Source organism: Mycobacterium parascrofulaceum ATCC BAA-614 (assembly GCF_000164135.1).
In the GTDB taxonomy this organism is placed as follows: Bacteria; Actinomycetota; Actinomycetes; order Mycobacteriales; family Mycobacteriaceae; genus Mycobacterium; species Mycobacterium parascrofulaceum.
Genome location: NZ_GG770557.1, coordinates 53511 through 71960, shown reverse-complemented (window position 1 = coordinate 71960; position 18450 = coordinate 53511). Strand labels below are relative to the sequence as shown.

Below are 18450 nucleotides of genomic sequence, written 5' to 3'. Positions count from 1 at the left end.
GCGCATTCGCGCAGGAACGGTGGCAGCCCGCCCGCCCTCGGCATCGCCTTCCGCGGCGGTGTGTGAAGCTGAGATGGTGAACAGCATCCAGATCGCGGACGAGACGTTCGTCGCCGCCGACGGTGCGCGGGTCGGTGCCGCTGTCGCCGATCGGTCGTGCTGGCGCCGCTGGTGGCCGGACCTGCGGTTGCAGGTCGTGGAGGATCGCGGCGACAAGGGCATCCGGTGGGCGGTCACCGGCGCGCTGACCGGCACCATGGAGATCTGGCTGGAGCCCTCGCTGGACGGGGTGGTGCTGCACTATTTCCTGCACGCCGAACCGACAGGCGTGGCGGCCTGGCAGTTGGCCAAGCTGAATCTGGCGAAAATGACACACCGCCGTCGGGTGGCGGGCAAGAAAATGGCCTTCGAGGTCAAGACGACACTGGAACGGTCGCGTCCGGTCGGAGTTTCTCCGGTAGTTTAGCCGGGTCAGGTTTGCAGGGAGAGTACCGTTTCGGACCGGAGGCCCGGGGGTTAGACCCGCACGGTAGTTTCCCCGCCGGCGGCCTCGGCCGCCCGCGGGAGAGAGGGCAGCACCAGGTGGCGGAGAAGACGTCGCAGACCATCTACATCGAGGCCGACCCGGGCACGGTGATGGACGTCATCGCGGATATCGATTCCTACCCGCAGTGGATCTCGGAGTACCGGGAGGCCGAGGTCCAGGAGACGGACGCCGACGGTAACCCGAAGGTCGCGCGGGTGGTGCTCGACGCGGCCGTCCTCAAGGACACGTTGGTGATGTCCTACGAATGGCCCAAGGACCGGCAGTCGGTCAGTTGGACGCTTGTCTCCAGCTCGCTGCTGCGCTCCCTCGAGGGCACATATCGGTTGGCTCCCAAGGGTTCTGGCACCGAAGTCACCTACGAACTCACGGTCGATCTCGCCGTGCCGATGATCGGGCTGCTCAAGCGCAAGGCCGAGCGCCGGTTGACCGACACCGCCCTGAAGGATCTGAAGAAACGAGTCGAGGGCTGAGTGAGTCCAGCGAATTGCGGGCGCCCACCCCGGCCAGGATCAGTCTCTTCGTTGGCAAGGGCGGGGTAGGAAAATCCACGCTGGCGTGCGCAACGGCGGTCGGTGCCGCCAGCGCGGGGCAGCGGGTGCTGGTGGTGTCCACCGACCAGGCGCACTCGCTCGGCGACGTGCTCGGCGTCCCCGTCCCGCCGAGCCGGGACGAACTGGTCCGGGTCCTCGCCGATGACGCCCAGGCCGGCGGCGGCTTTCTCGACGCGCTGGCGTTGGACACCTTGGCCCTGCTCGAGGCCCGCTGGCGCGACCTGGTGGACACGCTGGATCGGCGATTCCCGGATTCCGAGCTGAGTGCCATTGCGCCGGAAGAGCTTTCGGCGCTGCCGGGGGTCCAGGAGGTGCTCGGGCTGCACGCCGTCGGTGAGTTGGCGGTCTCCGGGGGCTGGGATCGCATCGTCGTCGACTGCGCGTCGACGGCCGACGCGCTGCGGATGCTGACCTTGCCCGCCACCTTCGGGCTATACGTCGAACGCGCGTGGCCGCGGCACCGCCGGCTGTCGGTCGGCGGCGACGACGCCCGCTCGGCGGCGCTGGTGGAACTGCTGGAGCGCGTCAGCGCCAGCGTCGAGTCGCTCAGCTCCTTGCTCACCGACGGCGAATTGGTCAGCGCGCATTTGGTGTTGACCCCCGAGCGGGTGGTCGCCGCCGAGGCGGCGCGCACGCTGGGTTCGCTGGCCCTGATGGGGGTGCGCGTCGAGGAGTTGATCGTCAACCAGGTCCTCACCGAAGACGAGTCTTACGAATACCGCAACCTGCCGGAGCACCCCGCGTTTTACTGGTACGCCGAACGCATTTCCGAACAACGTGGTGTTCTCGACGAGCTCGACGCCACCATCGGTGAGGTGGCGCTGGTGATGACTCCGCACCTGTCCGGGGAGCCGATCGGCCCCAAGGCGCTGGGCGCGTTGCTGGACAGTGCCCGCCGTCGCGGCGGAACGGCCCCGCCGGGCCCGCTGCGCCCCACGGTGGACCTGGAATCGGGAACGGGGCTTGGTTCCATTTACCGTATGCGGCTAGCGTTGCCGCAACTCGATCCGTCGGGGCTGGCGCTCGGGCGCGTCGACGACGACCTGATCATCAGCGCCGGCGGATTGCGGCGCAGGGTTCGGCTGGCGTCCGTCCTGCGGCGGTGCACGGTGCTGGACGCGCACCTGCGCGGTAGCGAGCTGACAGTCCGTTTTCGACCAGACCCGGAGGTGTGGCCTAAGTGAGTGCGGGTCATCCCGAAATCGGTCCGGAGCTGCGCCGGCTCGCCCAGACGATCCTGGACGGAATCGACCCGGCCGTGCGGGCCGCCGCCGCGCTGACGGCCGGCCGTGGACCCGGGACCGGCAAGTGCCAGCAGGTGTGGTGCCCGGTGTGCGCGCTGGCCGCGGTGGCGACCGGCGATCAGCACCCGCTGGTCACCGTCATCGCCGACCACAGCGTCGCCCTGCTCGAGGTGCTGCGCGCCATGCTCGACGACATCAACGGCGCGCCCAAACCGCCACCCGGCGGTCCGGCCGGTGGTCCGCCCGCCGATGGCGTCACCGAGACGCCGGCTCCGGACGCCGCGACCAGGACCCGCTACCAGCCCATCCCCGTCACCGTCGAGGAGTGACCCGGCTGCGCCGGAGGTGGTCCCGGCCGCACGCGGTGGGTACAGTTGGCGCAGAACACCGGCGGGCGGGCGAGAGGGAGGGCCATGTGGTACTGGCTATTCAAGTACGTGCTCCTCGGCCCGCTGCTGTACTTGCTTGGTCGGCCAAAAGTTGAAGGCCTGGAACACATTCCGAGTTCCGGCCCGGCGATCCTGGCCAGCAATCACCTGGCGGTGATGGACAGCTTCTACCTGCCGTTGGTGGTGCGTCGCCGGATCACCTTCCTGGCGAAGGCCGAATACTTCACCGGAACGGGCTTGAAGGGCTGGTTTCAGCGCTGGTTTTTCACCGCCGTGGGCCAGGTGCCGATCGACAGGACCGACGCCGACAGCGCGCAGGCCGCGCTGACCACCGCCGAGCGGCTGCTGTCGGCGGGCAAGTTGCTGGGCATGTATCCCGAAGGCACGCGTTCGCCGGACGGCCGGCTGTACAAGGGCAAGACCGGCCTGGCGCGCCTGGCCCTGCACACGGGGGTCCCGGTGATCCCGGTGGCGATGATCGGCACCAACGTCGTCAACCCGCCCGGCACGAACATGCTGCGCTTCGGGCGGGTCACCGTTCGCTTCGGCGAGCCGATGGACTTCTCCCGTTTCGAGGGCCTGGCGGGCAACCGCTTCATCGAGCGGGCCGTCACCGACGAGGTGATCTACGAGCTGATGGGACTGTCCGGCCAGGAGTACGTGGACATCTACGCCGCCAGCATCAAGGAGAATCGCAACGGCTCGTCGGGCGAGGGATCGACCGGCGACGCGGCGCGGATCCCCGAGACCGCCGCCGGCTGAGTGCCTTTCCCTAACCCGCCGCTGTCACCGGCGTCAATTGCTCGGGCGCCGAACGACCCGACGCCGTGCGGGCGGTGACCGTCAGGCCGGCCGCCAACAGAACCGCCAGCGCCCACCACACATAGGACATCCCGGCGAGTTGGCGCCACCAGACCGCCGTCGCCTCGTGGTGCTTGGGCAGCAGGTCGATCGGCGACCATCGCATCAACGCCACCCCCGCGACGCCGACGACGGCCAGCGCCACGTTGCGGCGCCGCCACGCCAGCACGGCGAGCACCACGACCGTCGGCAGCCCCCACACCCAGTGGTGTGACCAGGAGACCGGCGAGACCACCAACCCGAACAGCGCGACGCAGACGACGGCCAGCACGGGCTCGTCGGCGCGCAGCATCCTGCGCATCGCCCAGACCGTGAGCGCGAGCACGAGCAGCGAGGCCCCCACCCACAGCAGGAAGCGCTGCTGCTCGCCCAGCCCGAGCCGGGCCAGGGCGCCGGCGATGTTCTGGTCGGTGTTCAACCCCGCCTCACCGATCCGATCGGTGTGATGCAGGGTGTGCGTCCAGTACTCCCACGAATCACTCCATGCCAGAACGAAACCGACCGCCGTCGCCGCCACGAAGGACGCCAGCGCGGTCAGGGCCGCGCGGTTGTCGCGGCGCAGCAGGAAGTAGAGCAGGAACACCGCGGGCGTGAGTTTGAGCGCGATGCCCAGGCCCAGCAGCAGGCCGCGCGGCCAGGGGGTGCGGCGCGGCATGCAGTCGGCGATCACCAGGGTCATCAGCACGACGTTGATCTGGCCGAAGGCGAAATTCGAGGTGACGGGTTCCAGCCACATCGTCGCCCCCACGGCGATCATCACGGCCAGCCACCAGCGGCGCAGCCCCGCCGGGCCGGGCAGCGCGGCGGAGGCGGCCCAGACGTCGAGGCGGGTCAGCACGACCACGGTCGAGACGACCAGCAGCACCAACGTCAACGCCGTGATGGCAACGCTGGCGGCCGGCATCTGCAGCCAGGCGAACGGGCAGAACACGATCGCCGCCAGCGGGGGATAGGTGAACGGCAGGTTGAGCCCGATCGGTGTGTGGAACAACACATCACCGTGGTACAGCGAATGCCCCTGCATCCAGGCCTGCGCACCCATCTGATACACGTCGATGTCGATGCGGTAGGGCGTTTGGCCGAACAGTTGCCAGGCCACGTAGCCCAGGCCCGCCGCGGCCACCAGCCAAAGCCCGCACCACAGCAGGACCTGCCCGGGTTTACTGCCCGCGCCGGGCGCCCGCCATCTACTCATGTCGGACAACAGCGTAATCGGTGCCGGGGCGTGGCAGGTGGCACACAGCGCGGCTCCCGCGGCCCCGGCGGCCGCAGGCGTACGTTTCAAGAGTGCTCCACTGGTTCGTACCGCGGGTGACGCGCTGGTTCGCGCACGACATCCTCGGTGGCGGCCGGTTGCCCCTGCTCTGCTGCCTGCTGGCCTTCATCCTCACGTTCTTCGTCACGCGAACCTTCGTGCGCTTCATCCGCCACCGCGCCGAAACGGGCCGCCCGGCCAGATGGTGGCACCCGCGCAACGTGCATGTCGGCGGGGTGCACATCCACCACGTGACGTTCGGTGTGGTGCTGGTGCTGCTCTCCGGGCTGACCCTGGTCACCCTGTCCATCGACGGTCACGAACCCGAATTCACGTTGTCCGCAATCTTTTTCGGGATCGGGGCCGCCCTGGTGCTCGACGAGTACGCGTTGATCCTGCACCTGTCCGACGTCTACTGGGAAGAGGACGGGCGCACGTCGGTGGACGCCGTGTTCGCGGCCGTCGGCGTGGCCGGTCTGTTGATCATGGGCCTGCATCCGCTGATGTTCTTCCTGCCGATTTGGGAGGGCGCCGATTCGTGGCCGCTGCGGGCCGCGGTGGCGGGCGCGCTGGTGCTGACGCTGCCGCTGGCCGTGGTCGTGGTGCTCAAGGGCAAGGTCTGGACCGGTCTGCTCGGCATGTTCATCGTGGTCCTGCTGGTGATCGGCGCGGTCCGGTTGTCGCGACCGCACGCGCCGTGGGCCCGCTGGCGATACACCACCCAACCGGACAAGATGCGCCGCGCGTTGCAGCGGGAGCGGACGCTGCGCCGCCCGGTGGTGCGGGCCAAGCTCTACCTGCAGTGCGCGATCGCCGGCACGCCCCGGCTGCCCGACGACCGCACCGTCGACGCCCAGCTCGACCACGAGGTGCACCCCGCACCGCCGCCGACCGGGCCCATCCTGATCAGCAGATAGGCGTTTCACAGGCTTTCAAGGTCATAGGCTTTGAAGGTGCGGTACTTCTACGACACCGAGTTCATCGAGGACGGCCGCACCATCGAGTTGGTCTCCATCGGGGTGGTCGCCGAGGACGGCCGCGAGTACTACGCGGTCTCCACCGAATTCGACCCCGAGCGCGCCGGCGCCTGGGTGCGCGCCAACGTGCTGCCCAAGCTGCCGTCCCCGGCCTCGCAGCTGTGGCGCTCGCGCCGGCAGATCCGCCTGGACCTCGAGGACTTCTTCGACGTGCGGGGCAGCGATCCCATCGAACTGTGGGCATGGATCGGCGCCTACGACCACGTGGTCCTCTGCCAGCTGTGGGGCACCATGCCCGAGTTGCCCCGGGCCTTACCCCGGTTCACCCGGGACCTGCGGCAATTGTGGGAGGACCGGGGCTGCCCACCGATGCCGCCGCGGTCGCGCGACGCCCACGACGCGCTGGTCGACGCCCGCGACCAGCTGCGCCGATTCCGGCTGATCACCGCGGCCGGCGGGACCGGCGCCGGGGAAGGGCCGGACGGGGAAGCGTCGGCCTGAGCCCGCCCGGGCGGCGTTCGCCCTGATCAGTCACCCTCGCGACCCGGTTACGATGGACCGATGAACTGGACCGTCGACATCCCGATCGACCAGCTGCCATCGCTGCCCCCGCTGCCCGGCGACCTGCGGGCGAGGCTGGACGCCGCGCTGGCCAAGCCGGCCGCCCAGCAACCCAGCTGGCCCGCCGACCAGGCGGCGGCGATGCGCACGGTCCTGGAGAGCGTGCCGCCGGTGACGGTGCCCTCGGAGATCGTCCGGCTGCAGGAGCAGCTGGCCCAGGTCGCCCGGGGTGAGGCCTTCCTGCTGCAGGGCGGCGACTGCGCGGAGACGTTCACCGACAACACCGAACCCCACATCCGCGGCAACATCCGCGCCCTGCTGCAGATGGCCGTGGTGCTGACCTACGGCGCCAGCCTGCCGGTGGTCAAGGTGGCCCGCATCGCCGGCCAGTACGCCAAGCCGCGCTCGGCCGACATCGACGCGCTGGGGTTGCGGTCCTACCGGGGAGACATGATCAACGGCTTCGCCCCGGACGCGGCCGCGCGCGAGCATGACCCGTCGCGGCTGGTCCGCGCCTACGCCAACGCCAGCGCGGCGATGAACCTGGTGCGGGCGCTGACGTCCTCGGGGCTGGCGTCGCTGCACCTGGTGCACGACTGGAACCGGGAATTCGTCCGGACGTCGCCGGCCGGCGCGCGTTACGAGGCGCTGGCCACCGAAATCGACCGCGGTCTGCGCTTCATGAGCGCCTGCGGCGTGGCCGACCGCAACCTGCAGACCGCCGAAATCTACGCCAGCCACGAGGCTTTGGTGCTCGACTACGAGCGGGCCATGCTGCGGCTGTCGGAGAGCGACGACGGCGAGCCGCAGCTGTTCGACCTGTCGGCGCACACCGTCTGGATCGGTGAGCGGACCCGTCAGCTCGACGGCGCGCACATCGCGTTCGCGGAGGTGATCGCCAACCCGATCGGTGTGAAGATCGGCCCGACGATGACCCCGGAACTGGCCGTCGAATACGTGGAACGGCTTGACCCGCAGAACAAACCGGGCCGATTGACGTTGGTGAGCCGGATGGGCAACAACAAGGTGCGCGACCTGCTGCCCCCGATCGTGGAAAAGGTGCAGGCCACCGGTCACCAGGTGATCTGGCAGTGCGACCCGATGCACGGCAACACCCACGAGTCGTCCAACGGGTACAAGACCCGGCACTTCGACCGTGTCGTCGACGAAGTGCAGGGCTTCTTCGAGGTGCACCGCGCGCTGGGCACCCACCCGGGCGGCATCCACGTCGAGATCACCGGCGAGGACGTCACCGAGTGCCTCGGTGGGGCACAAGACATTTCGGACCTGGATCTGGCGGGCCGCTACGAGACGGCGTGCGACCCGCGGCTGAACACCCAGCAGTCGCTGGAGCTGGCGTTCCTGGTCGCCGAGATGCTGCGCGACTGACGCTTCGCCCGGCGAGCGCGCGTGTCTGTACGAGCACACGCCGTTGGGAACGTGCATTTGCGCGCGCTCGCGAAGCGACGAGCCCTACAGCAACCCGTTGAGGTTGCTGCCGATCGTCCACGCCGCGGTGGCGACCAGCCCGGTGAGCGCCAGCACCGCCGCCACCCAGATCAGCACCATGCGCCGGCCGTGCTGGCGGGCGTATGCGAACTCGCCGATCGGGATGCCCGCGAATTCCCCCGTGACGGGCCGGTATTCGTCGTCGTCGGGTTTTTCGGGTTGGTGGTCGGGGCGTTGCGCGCCCGGCCAGTCGTCCCCGGGGCCGCGGGTCAGTTGGCGGGTGGGCTGGCGCACCGGCGCGGCGGCCGGCGCATGCTGCGCGGTGACCAGGGTCGCCGATCGGTGCTGCGCGGAGTTGCGCGGCGCGGGCACCCGAAAGTCCGGCAGGGCAAGTTCTTCGGCGATGGCGTCGAGCTCGGCGCCCATGTCGATCGCGTCCGCGTACCGGTCGGCCGGGTCGCGCGCGGTCGCGCGCTGCACGAACTCGTCCAACTGCGGGGGCACACCGTCGATCGCCGCACTGGGCGGCGGCACGTCGGCGTCCAGCCGTCGGTAGGCGATCGACAACGCCGAGTCACCGGTGAACGGGGTGCGACCGGTGAGGAGTTCGTAGGTGAGGATCCCGGCCGAGTACACGTCGCTGCGCGGGCTGGTGTCGCCGTGCCGCACCTGCTCGGGCGACAGGTAGGCCACGGTTCCCAAAATGACGCTGGTGGAGGTGATTCCGGCGGCCGCGACGGCGCGGACCAACCCGAAATCGGCGATCTTCACGTCGCCGTCGTCGGAGATGAGCACGTTCTCGGGCTTGACGTCGCGATGGACCAGACCGGACCGGTGCGCGGCGGCGAGCCCGCCCAGCACCGGGCGCAGCACGGCGGCCACCGCGTAGGGCGGCATCGGGCCGCGCTCGGCCAGCAACTCGCGCAGCGTGCCGCCCTCGATCAGCTCCATCACCAGAAAGGGGTGCCGGGCGTCCAAGCCCTGGTCGTAGACCGCGACCAGCCCGGGGTCCTTGAGCCGCGCGACCGCGCGCGCCTCGCGCTGAAACCGGGTCAGGAACTGCTCGTCGCCGGCGTACCGGGAATCCATCACCTTTACCGCGACGGGCCGGTCGAGCCGGGTGTCGAGGCCGCGATACACCGTCGACGTGCCGCCGCTGGCGATCTTGGACTGCACCAGGTAGCGGCCATCCACCAACGCGCTGTCCAAGGGGTCTCCCGCTGCGGGTCCGGCCACGGGGCCATCGTAGGTGTGCCCGTGCGATTGGGCCCAGGAACCGGGGTTCAAACCGTGTGCCAGGGCCTACACTTGCGCGGGTGAGCAGTATTCCTGCCGGCGACGATGTTTTGGATCCCGACGAGCCAACCTATGACCTGCCGCGGGTCGCCGAATTGCTCCGGATCTCGGTCAGCAAGGTGCAGCAGCAACTCCGGGAGGGGCACCTGGTCGCGGTGAAGCGCGACGGCGGGCTGGTGGTGCCGCAGGTGTTCTTCACCAAGTCCGGTGAGGTGGTCAAGAGCCTGCCGGGGCTGTTGACGATCCTGCACGACGGCGGCTACCGCGACACCGAGATCGTGCGGTGGTTGTTCACCCCGGATCCCTCGCTGACGATCACCCACGACGGCAGCCGCGACGCCATCAGCAACGCCCGCCCCGTCGACGCCCTGCACGCGCACCAGGCCCGCGAAGTCGTGCGCCGGGCGCAGGCCATGGCTTACTGAGGGGGCCTACTAGAGCGGCCGATTCCGCTTCCGCTGCCGCCGCTCCCGTGTCCCCCGATTCGGCGGCACCCGCCTCGGGGGTGCGGTAGAGGCTGTACCAGGCGAGCAGCGCGCAGGTGGTGGCCAGCGAAACGTGCAGCCATGAGTACATCCCGTGCGAGCCATCGGGTTTGAAGATCACCATCACCCACGTCGACAGGCCGCCGATGATCGCGACCGCTCGCCGTGACTGCGCCAGCGGGGCCACCACGGCCAGCGGCCAGGAGTAGTACCACGGCAGGGCCGCGGGCACGAACAGCACCACGATCAGCATCGAGACCGCGATGCCGGTCAGCGCGGCCCGGTCGTCGCGCCGGAACCGCCACCACAACATCGGCAGCGACACGGCGATGATCGCGATTCCCACCAGTCGGGTGACGCGCAGCAGTGGATAGAACTGCACCGCGAAAATCCCGCTGAACAGGGCGTGGACGAGGTTGGCGGCCGCGGTGGGCACGGTCAGCCAGTTGATGATCTTCACCGACCCGGCCAGCGCGGTCAGCCAGCCCAGGCCCACGCCGGCCACCGCCGACAGGATGCCGAACACGACGGCGAAGGTCAGCAGCGTCATCACCGTGGCCGCCGCGAAGGCCCAGGGCGGCCGGTATCCGCGGCGTTGGCGCAGGTGCCGGGTCCACACCCAGACCATGAACGGCAACGCGATCCCGGCCGTGGCCTTGACCGCGATCGCCACCGTGATCAGGGACGTGCCCAGCACGTGGCGGCCGGCGAAACTCAGCGCGATGCCGGCGGCCATCAGCCCCACCATGAGCATCTCGTTGTGCACCCCACCCATCAGGTGGATGAGCACCAACGGGTTGAGCACGCAGATCCACAGCGCCGTCGAGCCGTCGGTGCCCAGGTGCCGGGCCAGCCGGGGGGCGGCCCAGATGAGCAACGCCAGCCCCGGCAGCATGCACAGCCGCAGCAGCGCGGTGCCGGCCACCAGGTTGTTGCCGACGGCCATGGTGACGAACTTCGCCACCAGGATGAACGCCGGGCCGTAGGGTGCGGTGGTGATCGTCCAGATGGGACTTACGTTGTCCAGCAGGATATTCGGATTGGCGACCGGCCCGACCGCGTAGGGATCCAGGCCGTCGCGCAGCAGCGCGCCCTGGGCCAGGTACGAGTAGGTGTCCCGGCTGAAGACGGGGACCGAGAGCAGCAGCGGCGCCAGCCAGAATCCGGTGGTGGCCTTCATCATGAACTCGGTGAGCTCGCCGGCCAGCACGCGCCGGCCCAGCCCCAGCCACGCGATCAGCATGAGGCCCACGCCCGTCCACAGCACGATGGACGACAACACCAGGCCGTGGCCGAAACGCAGCCAGGACATGTGGATCGCCTCCAGCAGCGGGTCGTGCTGCCGGGTGCTGCCCGCGCCCAGGGCGCCCACGGCGATCAGCACCGAACCGAGCAAGCCGAGCTTCGCCGGGCGGGACTGCGCGGCGGCTAGGAACGCGCGCAGCTGCGAAAACCAGCCGGCACCAGATGAATTCGTGGCCGGCAAGTCGGACGGCGAACCGGACGGCGGGGTGTGCGTCGGGGTCGTCATCGGCTCAGGCCGACCGGTCGGTGGCCATCCTGGCCAGTTCGGACAGCCCCGCTTTGGCCGCCGCGCTGATGGGGGCGGCGTCCAGGGCGGCCAGCGCGCGTCGGGTCAGTTCGGCGATGCGTCGCTCCGCCGCGGCCAGGGCGCCCACCGACGCGATCACCTCGCGCAGCCGGTCCACCTCGGCGTCGGTCAGCCGGGCCCCGATCGAGCCGCGTAACAGCTTGGCCGCCAACGGATCCGACTTGTCCGCAAGCTCCACCGCCTCGGCCAGCAACACGGTGCGCTTGCCCGACCGCAAGTCGTCACCCGACGGCTTGCCGGTCACCGCCGGGTCCCCGAACACGCCCAGCACGTCGTCGCGGAGCTGGAACGCCACCCCGATGTCGGTCCCGAACCGGCCGAAGACGTCTTGCACGTCGGGTCGGTCCGCGGCGGCGGCCGCCCCCAGCTGCAACGGCCGCGACACGGTGTAACAGGCGGTCTTGTAGGTGTCGACGTTCATCGCCGACGCGATCGACTCCGCGCCGCTGGCTTCGGCGACGATGTCCAGGTATTGACCGCCCAGCACCTCGGTGCGGATTTCGGCCCACACCCGTTGGACGCGGCGCGCCGCCCCGGGCGACAGCTCGGCGCGAAACACGATGTCGTCGGCCCAGGACAGCGCGAGGTCACCGAGCAGGATGGCGGCCGACATGCCGAACCGCTCCGGCGAGCCGCGCCACCGTCGGGCGCGGTGCAGGTCGGCGAACCGGACGTGCGTGGTCGGCCGGCCGCGGCGCGTGGCGGAGTCGTCGATCACGTCGTCGTGCACCAGCGCGCAGGCGTGCAGCAGCTCCAGTGCGGAAAACAGCAGCAGCACTTCGGAATCGGGCTCCCCGGTGGCCACGGCGCGCCAGCCCCAGTAGGCGAAGGCCGGCCGCAGCCGCTTGCCCCCGTTCAGCACGAAGTCTTCCAGGGCGGCGACCAAGTCCTCGTAATCGCTGCCGATGTAGGCCGTGTCGGCGCGCCGGTCGCGCAGATACCGCCGGAGCCGATCGGTGATCGCGCCGGTCAACTCGACGGTTGCCGCTGCTGCTGGGGCTTTTGGGCTCAGCGCGGCGCCCCTTTCTGCTCGGTGTGGGCTCGGCGTGGGCTTGGTGTGGCGGGCCCGACCAGTGTATTCGGCGCGGCACCGCCGGTCTTTGCAACCCGGCGTCGGTCGCGGGACCGCGTTTGCTCCGACTGCCTCACTATTCCCCCGCAAGATTCCCCCGCAAGATTCCCCCGCAAGTGGGTGCTACCCCCGCGCCTATGCTGGCGGGGGTGTCGGGGCCGCCCACTGTCGTGCGGCCGAAAGACGCCCCACCCTTCGTCGGATGGAGAGAAGCCGCGTGACACTCAACACCATTGCGCTCGAGCTGGTGCCGCCCAACGCCGACGAAGGCCGGGAGCGGGCGCTGGAAGACGCGCGAAAGGTGGTGCAGTACTCGGCGGAATCCGGGCTGACCGGGCGGCTGCGGCACGTGATGATCCCGGGCATCATCGCCGAGGACGACGACCGTCCCATCACGATGAAGCCCAAGCTCGACGTGCTGGACTTCTGGTCGATGGTCAAGCCCGAACTGGCGGGGATGCACGGGTTGTGCACCCAGGTCACCGCGTTCTCCGACGAGCCGACGCTGCGCAAGCGGCTGACCGATCTGCGCGACGCCGGGATGGAGGGCGTGGTCTTCGTCGGCGTCCCACGCACGATGAACGACGGGGAGGGCTCGGGCGTGGCGCCGACCGACGCCCTGTCCATCTATCGCGACTTGGTGCCCAACCGCGGTGTGATCCTGATTCCCACCCGCGACGGCGAACACGGCCGGTTCAACTTCAAGTGCGACCAGGGCGCGACCTACGGCATGACCCAGCTGCTGTACTCCGACGCGATCGTGGGATTCCTGCGCGAATTCGCCAAGAACACCGATCACCGGCCCGAGATCCTGCTGTCGTTCGGCTTCGTCCCGAAGATGGAAAGCCGCGTCGGCCTGATCAACTGGCTGATTCAGGACCCCGGTAACCCGGCGGTGGCCGCCGAGCAGGAGTTCGTCAAGCGGCTGGCCGCCAGTGAACCGCCCCAGAAGCGCCAGCTCATGGTCGACCTGTACAAACGCGTCATCGAGGGCGTGGCCGAGCTGGGCTTCCCGCTGAGCATCCACCTGGAAGCCACCTACGGGGTGTCGGCGCCCGCCTTCCAGACGTTCGCGGAGATGCTGGCGTACTGGTCACCCGGCCAGGGGGCTTAGCCCGGTGGCGGCTGGTCGCCCGGCGCGGTGAACCGCGGCGAACGGTCGCGGTTCATCCAGGCCAGCAGCGCGACCACGCCGGCCGCCGCGAACGACGCGATGCCCAACCACACGCCCGCCCCGGTGAAGGAGCGCGTGTTCGGGTCGGTGTAGCGGGCCTGGGCGGTCATGGTGCTCACCACGCCCGGTTTGAGCTTCCAGGACACCACCGTGGACTCGACCCGGTCGCCGTTGGTAGAGGTCACCACGCCGGGGAAGGCGACGGTCAGCTCGACGTCGGCTTCGGAATCGGTCAGCGAGGTCAGGTCCGCCCGGCCCTCCAGCATCACCAGGTTGCCGTTGCGGCGCAGCGTCAGGTTCACGCCCTGCGCGTCGGAGTTCATGTTGGCCAGCTGCGGCAACTCGGCGAACGTCAGATCGGAGAACACCGCCTGCGATCCCACGTAGCCGTCGCTGTCGTAGTTCGACACCGCCACCTTCTGGCTGAACGGCAGGTTGTTGCTATCGAGCTGGGGGCCGGTGTCCTTGGGCGTCTTGGGTTTAGCCGCGGCGACGATCTCCCCGGACACCAGGTCGTCGGGGGAGATGGTGAGCGACGCCCGCACCCGCAGGCACCCGCTGAGCAGCGGCACCAGCATGAGCAGCAGCGCGATGGCCACCACCCGACGCCGCCGAGCGGTGAACCCTGGGGTTCGGGACGGGGCGAGGCGGGCGCGCACCAGGTCATCGTGCCAGATCCGGCGTGCCGCTTCCGCACCTCGGCCCGGGGCGCGCCCTCGAGCGGGCGGTCAGAGCGGAAGCTTGCGGCCCAGGATCGCGAACGCCCGTGGGTCGCCCGCGAAGTGGTAGCCGCGGATGACGTCGGTGAAACCCAGCCGGCGGTACAACCGCCAGGCGCGGTTGGGCTCACCGTTGGTCTCCGGCGTCGACAGCAGGACGTTCTCTTCGGGCCGCCCGGCGAGGAGCCGCCGGGCCAGCGCCTCGCCGAGGCCGCGGCCCTGCGCGCGCGGATGGATGTGCAGCTCGGTCAGCTCGAAGTAGCTGTTCATCAGGCCGGCGATCTCCTGGGGCGGCAGGCCGCCGCGTTGCAAACCGAGGATGACCTGCTGCTGCCACCACTGCCCGGGCGCCCCCGGGTAGCCGTAGGCCACGCCGAGCAGCGGCGCGTTGTTCAGATCGGCCGCCGGGGGGATCGGCGCGTCCGCGTCGGCCGGGTCGGCCTCCACCACGCCGACCCCCTGCCACCCGCTCCGGTGGATGTGCTCGAGCCACATCGGCGCCCGCTGGTTCTCGGTGCCCCGGGGGTACCGCATCGCGTCCACGTACACCTTCAGGGCCTCGCCGAGGCGGCGCTCCATATCGGTGGGCGGCAGATCGATGAGGAATAGCGCCAACTCGCGATGCCCTCCTCACCCTGTGCTCGGCCGCGTCGGGCCGCGCGGCCCCGCGCCGTCATCGCCATTATCGGAGCCATTATCGGACGCGGGACAGCTCGCCCGGCGAGCGGTCGCAGCAACCGGCCCACCAGCCGCCCGGGGTGGGGAAGCCGGTTGTAGCGCACGGCGGTTCCGGCTCCCGCGGGGGACGGGCGCCGGCCAGGATAGAATGGCCACCGAACCAGTGGTATGGCGCAGATTGACCTCGTATCATTTCGATTAGTTGCCCGCGCAACGGGCATCCGCGTGCTATCGATAGTTACGCGCCAACTGTCGGCAAGGAGGGACGAATGCCACTCTCCGATCATGAGCAGCGGATGCTCGATCAGATCGAGAGCGCTCTCTACGCCGAAGACCCCAAATTCGCGTCGAGCGTCCGCGGCGGAGGATTCCGTGCGCCCACCGCGCGCCGCCGCCTGCAGGGCGCGGCACTGTTCGTCATCGGCCTGGCGATGCTGGTCTCCGGGGTGGCCTTCAAGGCCACGATGATCGGAAGTTTCCCGATTCTCAGCGTCTTCGGGTTCATCGTGATGTTCGGCGGGGTGGTGTTCGCCATCACCGGCCCGCGGCTGGCCGGCCGCCCGGACCATCCCGGATCGGCGCCCGGTTCCCTGCGTCAGCGCCGTAACAAGGGCGGCGGGGGTTCGTTCACCAGCCGGATGGAAGACCGGTTCCGCCGCCGCTTCGACGAGTAGCGGCATCGCCAACGCACAGGGGTAGCCGGCGGCTGCCCCTTTTTTCACGCCCTTTTCGCTACCTGGTTCCCGCGCTGCGTCTTTCCCGCGCGGGTCGCGCCCACGGCGCGATCGTGACAGACCCACCGGGCCCGGCCCCGGATCGCCGGGCCGCCGTCGCCGTTTCGACGCCGGATCGTGCCCTAACCGAGCTTCGGGGCAGGTTATGGGCCCCACCCGGCCCCACTGGGCCGCCCCACGACGCCCCACCCGGCCGGTGCAAGCCGCGTGAACTGCGGTTTTTTCGCGTCCGCCGCGGCGCCCGACATCGCCGCCGAAGCCGGAATCCGACGACGACGGCCGGCCCGGGTGGCGGATAACCCGGAAAACCTCGCCACGACACTCCATGAATGGGGCGAAGTGGGGGATTGTGGGGTATGGTGGCTGCAGTGTTTGGGTGACCCCGAGCGGGAGGTGAGCTGGTGTTTCTCGGCACCTACACGCCCAAACTCGACGACAAGGGGCGGCTGACGTTGCCCGCCAAATTCCGTGACGCGCTGGCAGGGGGGTTGATGGTCACGAAGAGTCAAGACCACAGCCTCGCCGTCTACCCGCGGGGCGAATTCGAGCAGCTCGCGCGCCGGGCGAGCAAGGCCTCGCGCAGCAACCCGGACGCCCGCGCATTCCTGCGCAACCTCGCCGCCGGCACGGACGAGCAGCATCCCGACGCGCAGGGACGCATCACTTTGTCGGCCGACCACCGGCGCTACGCGAACCTGTCCAAGGACTGCGTGGTGATCGGCGCCGTCGATTACCTCGAAATCTGGGATGCCCAAGCCTGGCAGGACTACCAGCAGACCCACGAAGAGAACTTCTCCGCGGCCAGCGATGAAGCACTCGGCGACATCATCTGAGGCGCATGCCCGTGCAACGTGGCCTCTGCCCGAACCGACCCTGGCGTACTTCCCCAACGCCAGGTTCGTGCCTTCGGACAGGGACCTCGATGCAAGGGCGGCCCTGAGGGCCGCCGGGTGCCGCCAAACCCCGGGAGGCGTTGCGGTGGCTAACGATTCATCGGCCTTCGGGCATGTGCCAGTCCTGCTGGGCCGCTGCGTCGAACTGCTCACCCCGGCGCTGACCCGTCACGACGCCGACGGCTCGGGCGCCGTCCTCCTCGACGCCACCCTCGGCGCGGGCGGACACGCCGAACGGTTCCTCACCGACCTGCCGGGGCTGCGGCTGATCGGTCTCGACCGCGACCCCAACGCGCTGGAAATCACGCGGGCCCGGCTGGCGCGATTCGCCGACCGAATCACATTGGTGCACACGCGATACGACGGCCTCGCCGCGGCCCTGGCCGAATCCGGCTATGGGGCAATCGAGTCCGTCGACGGGATGCTCTTCGACCTCGGTGTGTCGTCCATGCAGCTGGACCGCGCCGAGCGGGGGTTCGCCTACGCCCAGGACGCGCCGCTGGACATGCGGATGGACCCGGAATCGCCGCTGACGGCGGCCGACATCCTCAACACCTACGACGAAGCGGCGCTGGCGGACATCCTGCACCGCTACGGCGAGGAGCGATTCGCGCGCCGGATCGCCGCGCAGGTCGTGCGCCGGCGCGCCCGCGCCCCGTTCGCCTCCACCGCGGACTTGGTGGCGCTGCTCTATCAAGCGATTCCGGCCCCGGCCCGGCGCACCGGTGGGCACCCCGCCAAGCGCACCTTCCAGGCCCTGCGGATCGCCGTCAACGACGAACTCAACTCGTTGCGCGCCGCGACCCCGGCCGGGTTGGACGCGCTCGCCGTTGGCGGACGCATGGTGGTGCTGGCCTACCAATCCCTGGAGGACCGGATCGTCAAGCGGTTGTTCGCCGCCGCGGTCGCGTCCCGCACGCCGGTCGACCTGCCGGTCGAACTTCCCGGCCACGAGCCGCGGTTCCGGTCGCTGACGCACGGCGCCGAACGCGCCGACGCCGACGAGGTCGAACGCAATCCGCGCAGCGCGGCGGTGCGGCTACGAGCTGTCCAACGGGTCCAGCAGTCAACCGGAAAGGCCGACGCATGAAAGCAAAGCGGGAGACGCCGAATCGCCGCGGCAACCGCGACGGTTCCGCCCGGCGCGGCAGGCGCTCGACGGTCGATCCCGGTTCGGTGCGCCGCACCCGGCCCGGGCGGACCTCGGCGCCGACCCGCGAAAGCCGCGCGCCCAAGTCCGGGCCGCAGACCAGCCCGATCGCCCGGCCGGCCGAGAGACCGGCGCGCCCCAAGAACACGAGTCAGGCCAAGGCGCGGGCAAAGGCACGGAAAGCCAAGGCGCCCAAAGTTGTTCGTCCTCGCCTGAGTGAACGCCTGGCGGCCCGGCTGGCTTTGATCGACCTGCGGCCGCGCACCCTGGCGAGCAGGGTCCCGTTCGTCGTGTTGGTCATCGGCGCGCTCGGCGTCGGGCTGGGTCTGACGCTGTGGTTGTCCACGGACTCCGCCGAGCGCTCCTACAAGTTGAGCCACGCGCGCGAAAAGACCCGGCTGCTGCAGCAGCAGAAGGAGGCGCTGGAACGCGACGTGCGTGAGGCGGAATCCGCACCGGCGCTGGCGGAGGCGGCCCGCAAACAGGGCATGATCCCCACGCGGGACACCGCGCACCTGGTCCAGGACCCGTCCGGGAACTGGGTGGTGGTCGGTACGCCGAAGCCGGCTGACGGGGTACCGCCGCCACCGCTGAACAGCAAGCTCCCCGAACAGGGGCCGCCACCGCCCCCGGCGCCGCCGGCGCCGCAGCTGGAGGTGCCGGTCCGGGTGCAACCGGCCCCAGGGGCGCCCGCGCCGGCGAGGTCCGGGCCCGAGGCGCTGCTGCGCGCACCCGACGGGGCATCGACGCTGGGCGGCCAGCACCTGGGACAGACCGGACCTCAGCTGCCGGGCGTGCCGGCC

Annotated in this window: 20 protein-coding genes; 14 read left to right on the top strand and 6 right to left on the bottom strand. The window is 70.0% G+C overall.

What is annotated here, in order from left to right; genetic code table 11:
* Nucleotides 1–76 precede the first annotated feature (76 nt).
* The 5 genes from HMPREF0591_RS21695 to HMPREF0591_RS21675 all read left to right on the top strand — a co-directional run bounded on the left by HMPREF0591_RS21695 (nucleotide 77) and on the right by HMPREF0591_RS21675 (nucleotide 3493).
* Nucleotides 77–466 (top strand): hypothetical protein, encoded by a 390-nt coding sequence (locus HMPREF0591_RS21695; protein WP_040623682.1) that lies wholly within the window; start codon nucleotides 77–79, stop codon nucleotides 464–466.
* A 116-nt stretch (nucleotides 467–582) separates the two neighbouring features.
* Nucleotides 583–1017, top strand: a complete 435-nt coding sequence (locus HMPREF0591_RS21690) for an SRPBCC family protein (RefSeq protein ID WP_040623604.1) — start codon at nucleotides 583–585, stop codon at nucleotides 1015–1017.
* Between the two features lie 14 nt (nucleotides 1018–1031).
* Nucleotides 1032–2282: an ArsA family ATPase gene (locus tag HMPREF0591_RS21685; RefSeq protein ID WP_007170805.1), complete on the top strand. Its 1251-nt coding sequence runs from the start codon at nucleotides 1032–1034 to the stop codon at nucleotides 2280–2282.
* Nucleotides 2279–2671: a hypothetical protein gene (locus HMPREF0591_RS21680; RefSeq protein WP_007170804.1), complete on the top strand. Its 393-nt coding sequence runs from the start codon at nucleotides 2279–2281 to the stop codon at nucleotides 2669–2671. Before HMPREF0591_RS21685 ends, HMPREF0591_RS21680 begins: the two co-directional genes overlap by 4 nt.
* Nucleotides 2672–2755: 84 nt before the next feature.
* On the top strand, nucleotides 2756–3493 hold the full coding sequence (locus HMPREF0591_RS21675) for a lysophospholipid acyltransferase family protein (protein ID WP_007170803.1): 738 nt from the start codon (nucleotides 2756–2758) through the stop codon (nucleotides 3491–3493).
* Between the two features lie 10 nt (nucleotides 3494–3503).
* On the opposite strand, the gene HMPREF0591_RS21670 is transcribed toward HMPREF0591_RS21675, so the two are convergent.
* On the bottom strand, nucleotides 3504–4787 hold the full coding sequence (locus HMPREF0591_RS21670) for a glycosyltransferase 87 family protein (RefSeq protein WP_083212294.1): 1284 nt from the start codon (nucleotides 4785–4787) through the stop codon (nucleotides 3504–3506).
* A 92-nt stretch (nucleotides 4788–4879) separates the two neighbouring features.
* Here HMPREF0591_RS21670 and HMPREF0591_RS21665 point away from each other — a divergent pair, with 92 nt between their 5' ends.
* The 3 genes from HMPREF0591_RS21665 to HMPREF0591_RS21655 are packed head-to-tail and all read left to right on the top strand — an operon-like array spanning nucleotide 4880 to nucleotide 7774.
* The gene (locus HMPREF0591_RS21665; protein ID WP_007170801.1) at nucleotides 4880–5764 is read left to right on the top strand and encodes a hypothetical protein; all 885 of its coding nucleotides are present in this window, start codon (nucleotides 4880–4882) and stop codon (nucleotides 5762–5764) included.
* Nucleotides 5765–5800: 36 nt separating this feature from the next.
* Nucleotides 5801–6325: a polyadenylate-specific 3'-exoribonuclease AS gene (locus HMPREF0591_RS21660; protein ID WP_040623602.1), complete on the top strand. Its 525-nt coding sequence runs from the start codon at nucleotides 5801–5803 to the stop codon at nucleotides 6323–6325.
* A 60-nt stretch (nucleotides 6326–6385) separates the two neighbouring features.
* Entirely contained in the window at nucleotides 6386–7774 is a 1389-nt protein-coding gene (locus HMPREF0591_RS21655; RefSeq protein WP_007170799.1) for a class II 3-deoxy-7-phosphoheptulonate synthase, read from the top strand.
* A gap of 84 nt (nucleotides 7775–7858) precedes the next feature.
* Here HMPREF0591_RS21655 and HMPREF0591_RS21650 read toward each other — a convergent pair whose 3' ends face one another.
* Nucleotides 7859–9070 carry a protein kinase domain-containing protein gene (locus HMPREF0591_RS21650; RefSeq protein ID WP_170826080.1) on the bottom strand — a complete coding sequence of 404 codons (1212 nt, stop codon included), beginning with the start codon at nucleotides 9068–9070 and terminating at the stop codon, nucleotides 7859–7861.
* 80 nt (nucleotides 9071–9150) lie between these two features.
* On the opposite strand from HMPREF0591_RS21650, the gene HMPREF0591_RS21645 reads away from it, so the two are divergent.
* Entirely contained in the window at nucleotides 9151–9555 is a 405-nt protein-coding gene (locus HMPREF0591_RS21645) for an Rv2175c family DNA-binding protein (RefSeq protein WP_007170797.1), read from the top strand.
* Here the strand turns inward: HMPREF0591_RS21645 and HMPREF0591_RS21640 are convergent.
* Together HMPREF0591_RS21640 and idsA2 are read right to left on the bottom strand one after the other, a co-directional pair.
* Nucleotides 9473–11146: an alpha-(1->6)-mannopyranosyltransferase A gene (locus HMPREF0591_RS21640; protein WP_007170796.1), complete on the bottom strand. Its 1674-nt coding sequence runs from the start codon at nucleotides 11144–11146 to the stop codon at nucleotides 9473–9475. The two genes, HMPREF0591_RS21645 and HMPREF0591_RS21640, sit on opposite strands and share 83 nt — an antisense overlap.
* A 4-nt stretch (nucleotides 11147–11150) precedes the next feature.
* Complete coding sequence (idsA2, locus tag HMPREF0591_RS21635; protein WP_007170795.1) at nucleotides 11151–12200, bottom strand: bifunctional (2E,6E)-farnesyl/geranyl diphosphate synthase; 1050 nt, start codon at nucleotides 12198–12200, stop codon at nucleotides 11151–11153.
* 316 nt (nucleotides 12201–12516) lie between these two features.
* Between idsA2 and HMPREF0591_RS21630 the strand changes: the two genes are divergently transcribed.
* The gene (locus HMPREF0591_RS21630; RefSeq protein WP_040623601.1) at nucleotides 12517–13413 is read left to right on the top strand and encodes a mycobacterial-type methylenetetrahydrofolate reductase; all 897 of its coding nucleotides are present in this window, start codon (nucleotides 12517–12519) and stop codon (nucleotides 13411–13413) included.
* Here the strand turns inward: HMPREF0591_RS21630 and lppM are convergent.
* Nucleotides 13410–14051: a lipoprotein LppM gene (gene lppM / locus HMPREF0591_RS21625; RefSeq protein ID WP_085981709.1), complete on the bottom strand. Its 642-nt coding sequence runs from the start codon at nucleotides 14049–14051 to the stop codon at nucleotides 13410–13412. The two genes, HMPREF0591_RS21630 and lppM, sit on opposite strands and share 4 nt — an antisense overlap.
* A 150-nt stretch (nucleotides 14052–14201) precedes the next feature.
* Nucleotides 14202–14807: a GNAT family N-acetyltransferase gene (locus HMPREF0591_RS21620; RefSeq protein WP_007170792.1), complete on the bottom strand. Its 606-nt coding sequence runs from the start codon at nucleotides 14805–14807 to the stop codon at nucleotides 14202–14204.
* Between the two features lie 332 nt (nucleotides 14808–15139).
* On the opposite strand from HMPREF0591_RS21620, the gene HMPREF0591_RS21615 reads away from it, so the two are divergent.
* The 4 genes from HMPREF0591_RS21615 to ftsL form a co-directional block, all read left to right on the top strand.
* The gene (locus HMPREF0591_RS21615) at nucleotides 15140–15544 is read left to right on the top strand and encodes a DUF3040 domain-containing protein (protein ID WP_007170791.1); all 405 of its coding nucleotides are present in this window, start codon (nucleotides 15140–15142) and stop codon (nucleotides 15542–15544) included.
* Nucleotides 15545–16005: 461 nt separating this feature from the next.
* Nucleotides 16006–16437 (top strand): division/cell wall cluster transcriptional repressor MraZ, encoded by a 432-nt coding sequence (gene mraZ, locus HMPREF0591_RS21610; protein ID WP_007170790.1) that lies wholly within the window; start codon nucleotides 16006–16008, stop codon nucleotides 16435–16437.
* On the top strand, nucleotides 16412–17587 hold the full coding sequence (gene rsmH, locus HMPREF0591_RS21605) for a 16S rRNA (cytosine(1402)-N(4))-methyltransferase RsmH (RefSeq protein ID WP_085981703.1): 1176 nt from the start codon (nucleotides 16412–16414) through the stop codon (nucleotides 17585–17587). The genes mraZ and rsmH overlap by 26 nt, the downstream gene beginning before the upstream one ends.
* The coding region (ftsL, locus tag HMPREF0591_RS21600; RefSeq protein WP_040623676.1) for a cell division protein FtsL at nucleotides 17584–18450 on the top strand (867 nt) is incomplete at its 3' end. The genes rsmH and ftsL, both read left to right, overlap by 4 nt.

Coding starts and splice junctions, on each gene's coding strand:
- HMPREF0591_RS21675 (WP_007170803.1), top strand. CDS start 2,756: ATGTGGTACTGGCTATTCAAGTACGTGCTCCTCGGCCCGCTGCTGTAC.
- HMPREF0591_RS21670 (WP_083212294.1), bottom strand. CDS start 4,787: ATGAGTAGATGGCGGGCGCCCGGCGCGGGCAGTAAACCCGGGCAGGTC.
- HMPREF0591_RS21655 (WP_007170799.1), top strand. CDS start 6,386: ATGAACTGGACCGTCGACATCCCGATCGACCAGCTGCCATCGCTGCCC.
- HMPREF0591_RS21640 (WP_007170796.1), bottom strand. CDS start 11,146: ATGACGACCCCGACGCACACCCCGCCGTCCGGTTCGCCGTCCGACTTG.
- lppM (WP_085981709.1), bottom strand. CDS start 14,051: ATGCTGGTGCCGCTGCTCAGCGGGTGCCTGCGGGTGCGGGCGTCGCTC.
- HMPREF0591_RS21615 (WP_007170791.1), top strand. CDS start 15,140: ATGCCACTCTCCGATCATGAGCAGCGGATGCTCGATCAGATCGAGAGC.
- rsmH (WP_085981703.1), top strand. CDS start 16,412: ATGAAGCACTCGGCGACATCATCTGAGGCGCATGCCCGTGCAACGTGG.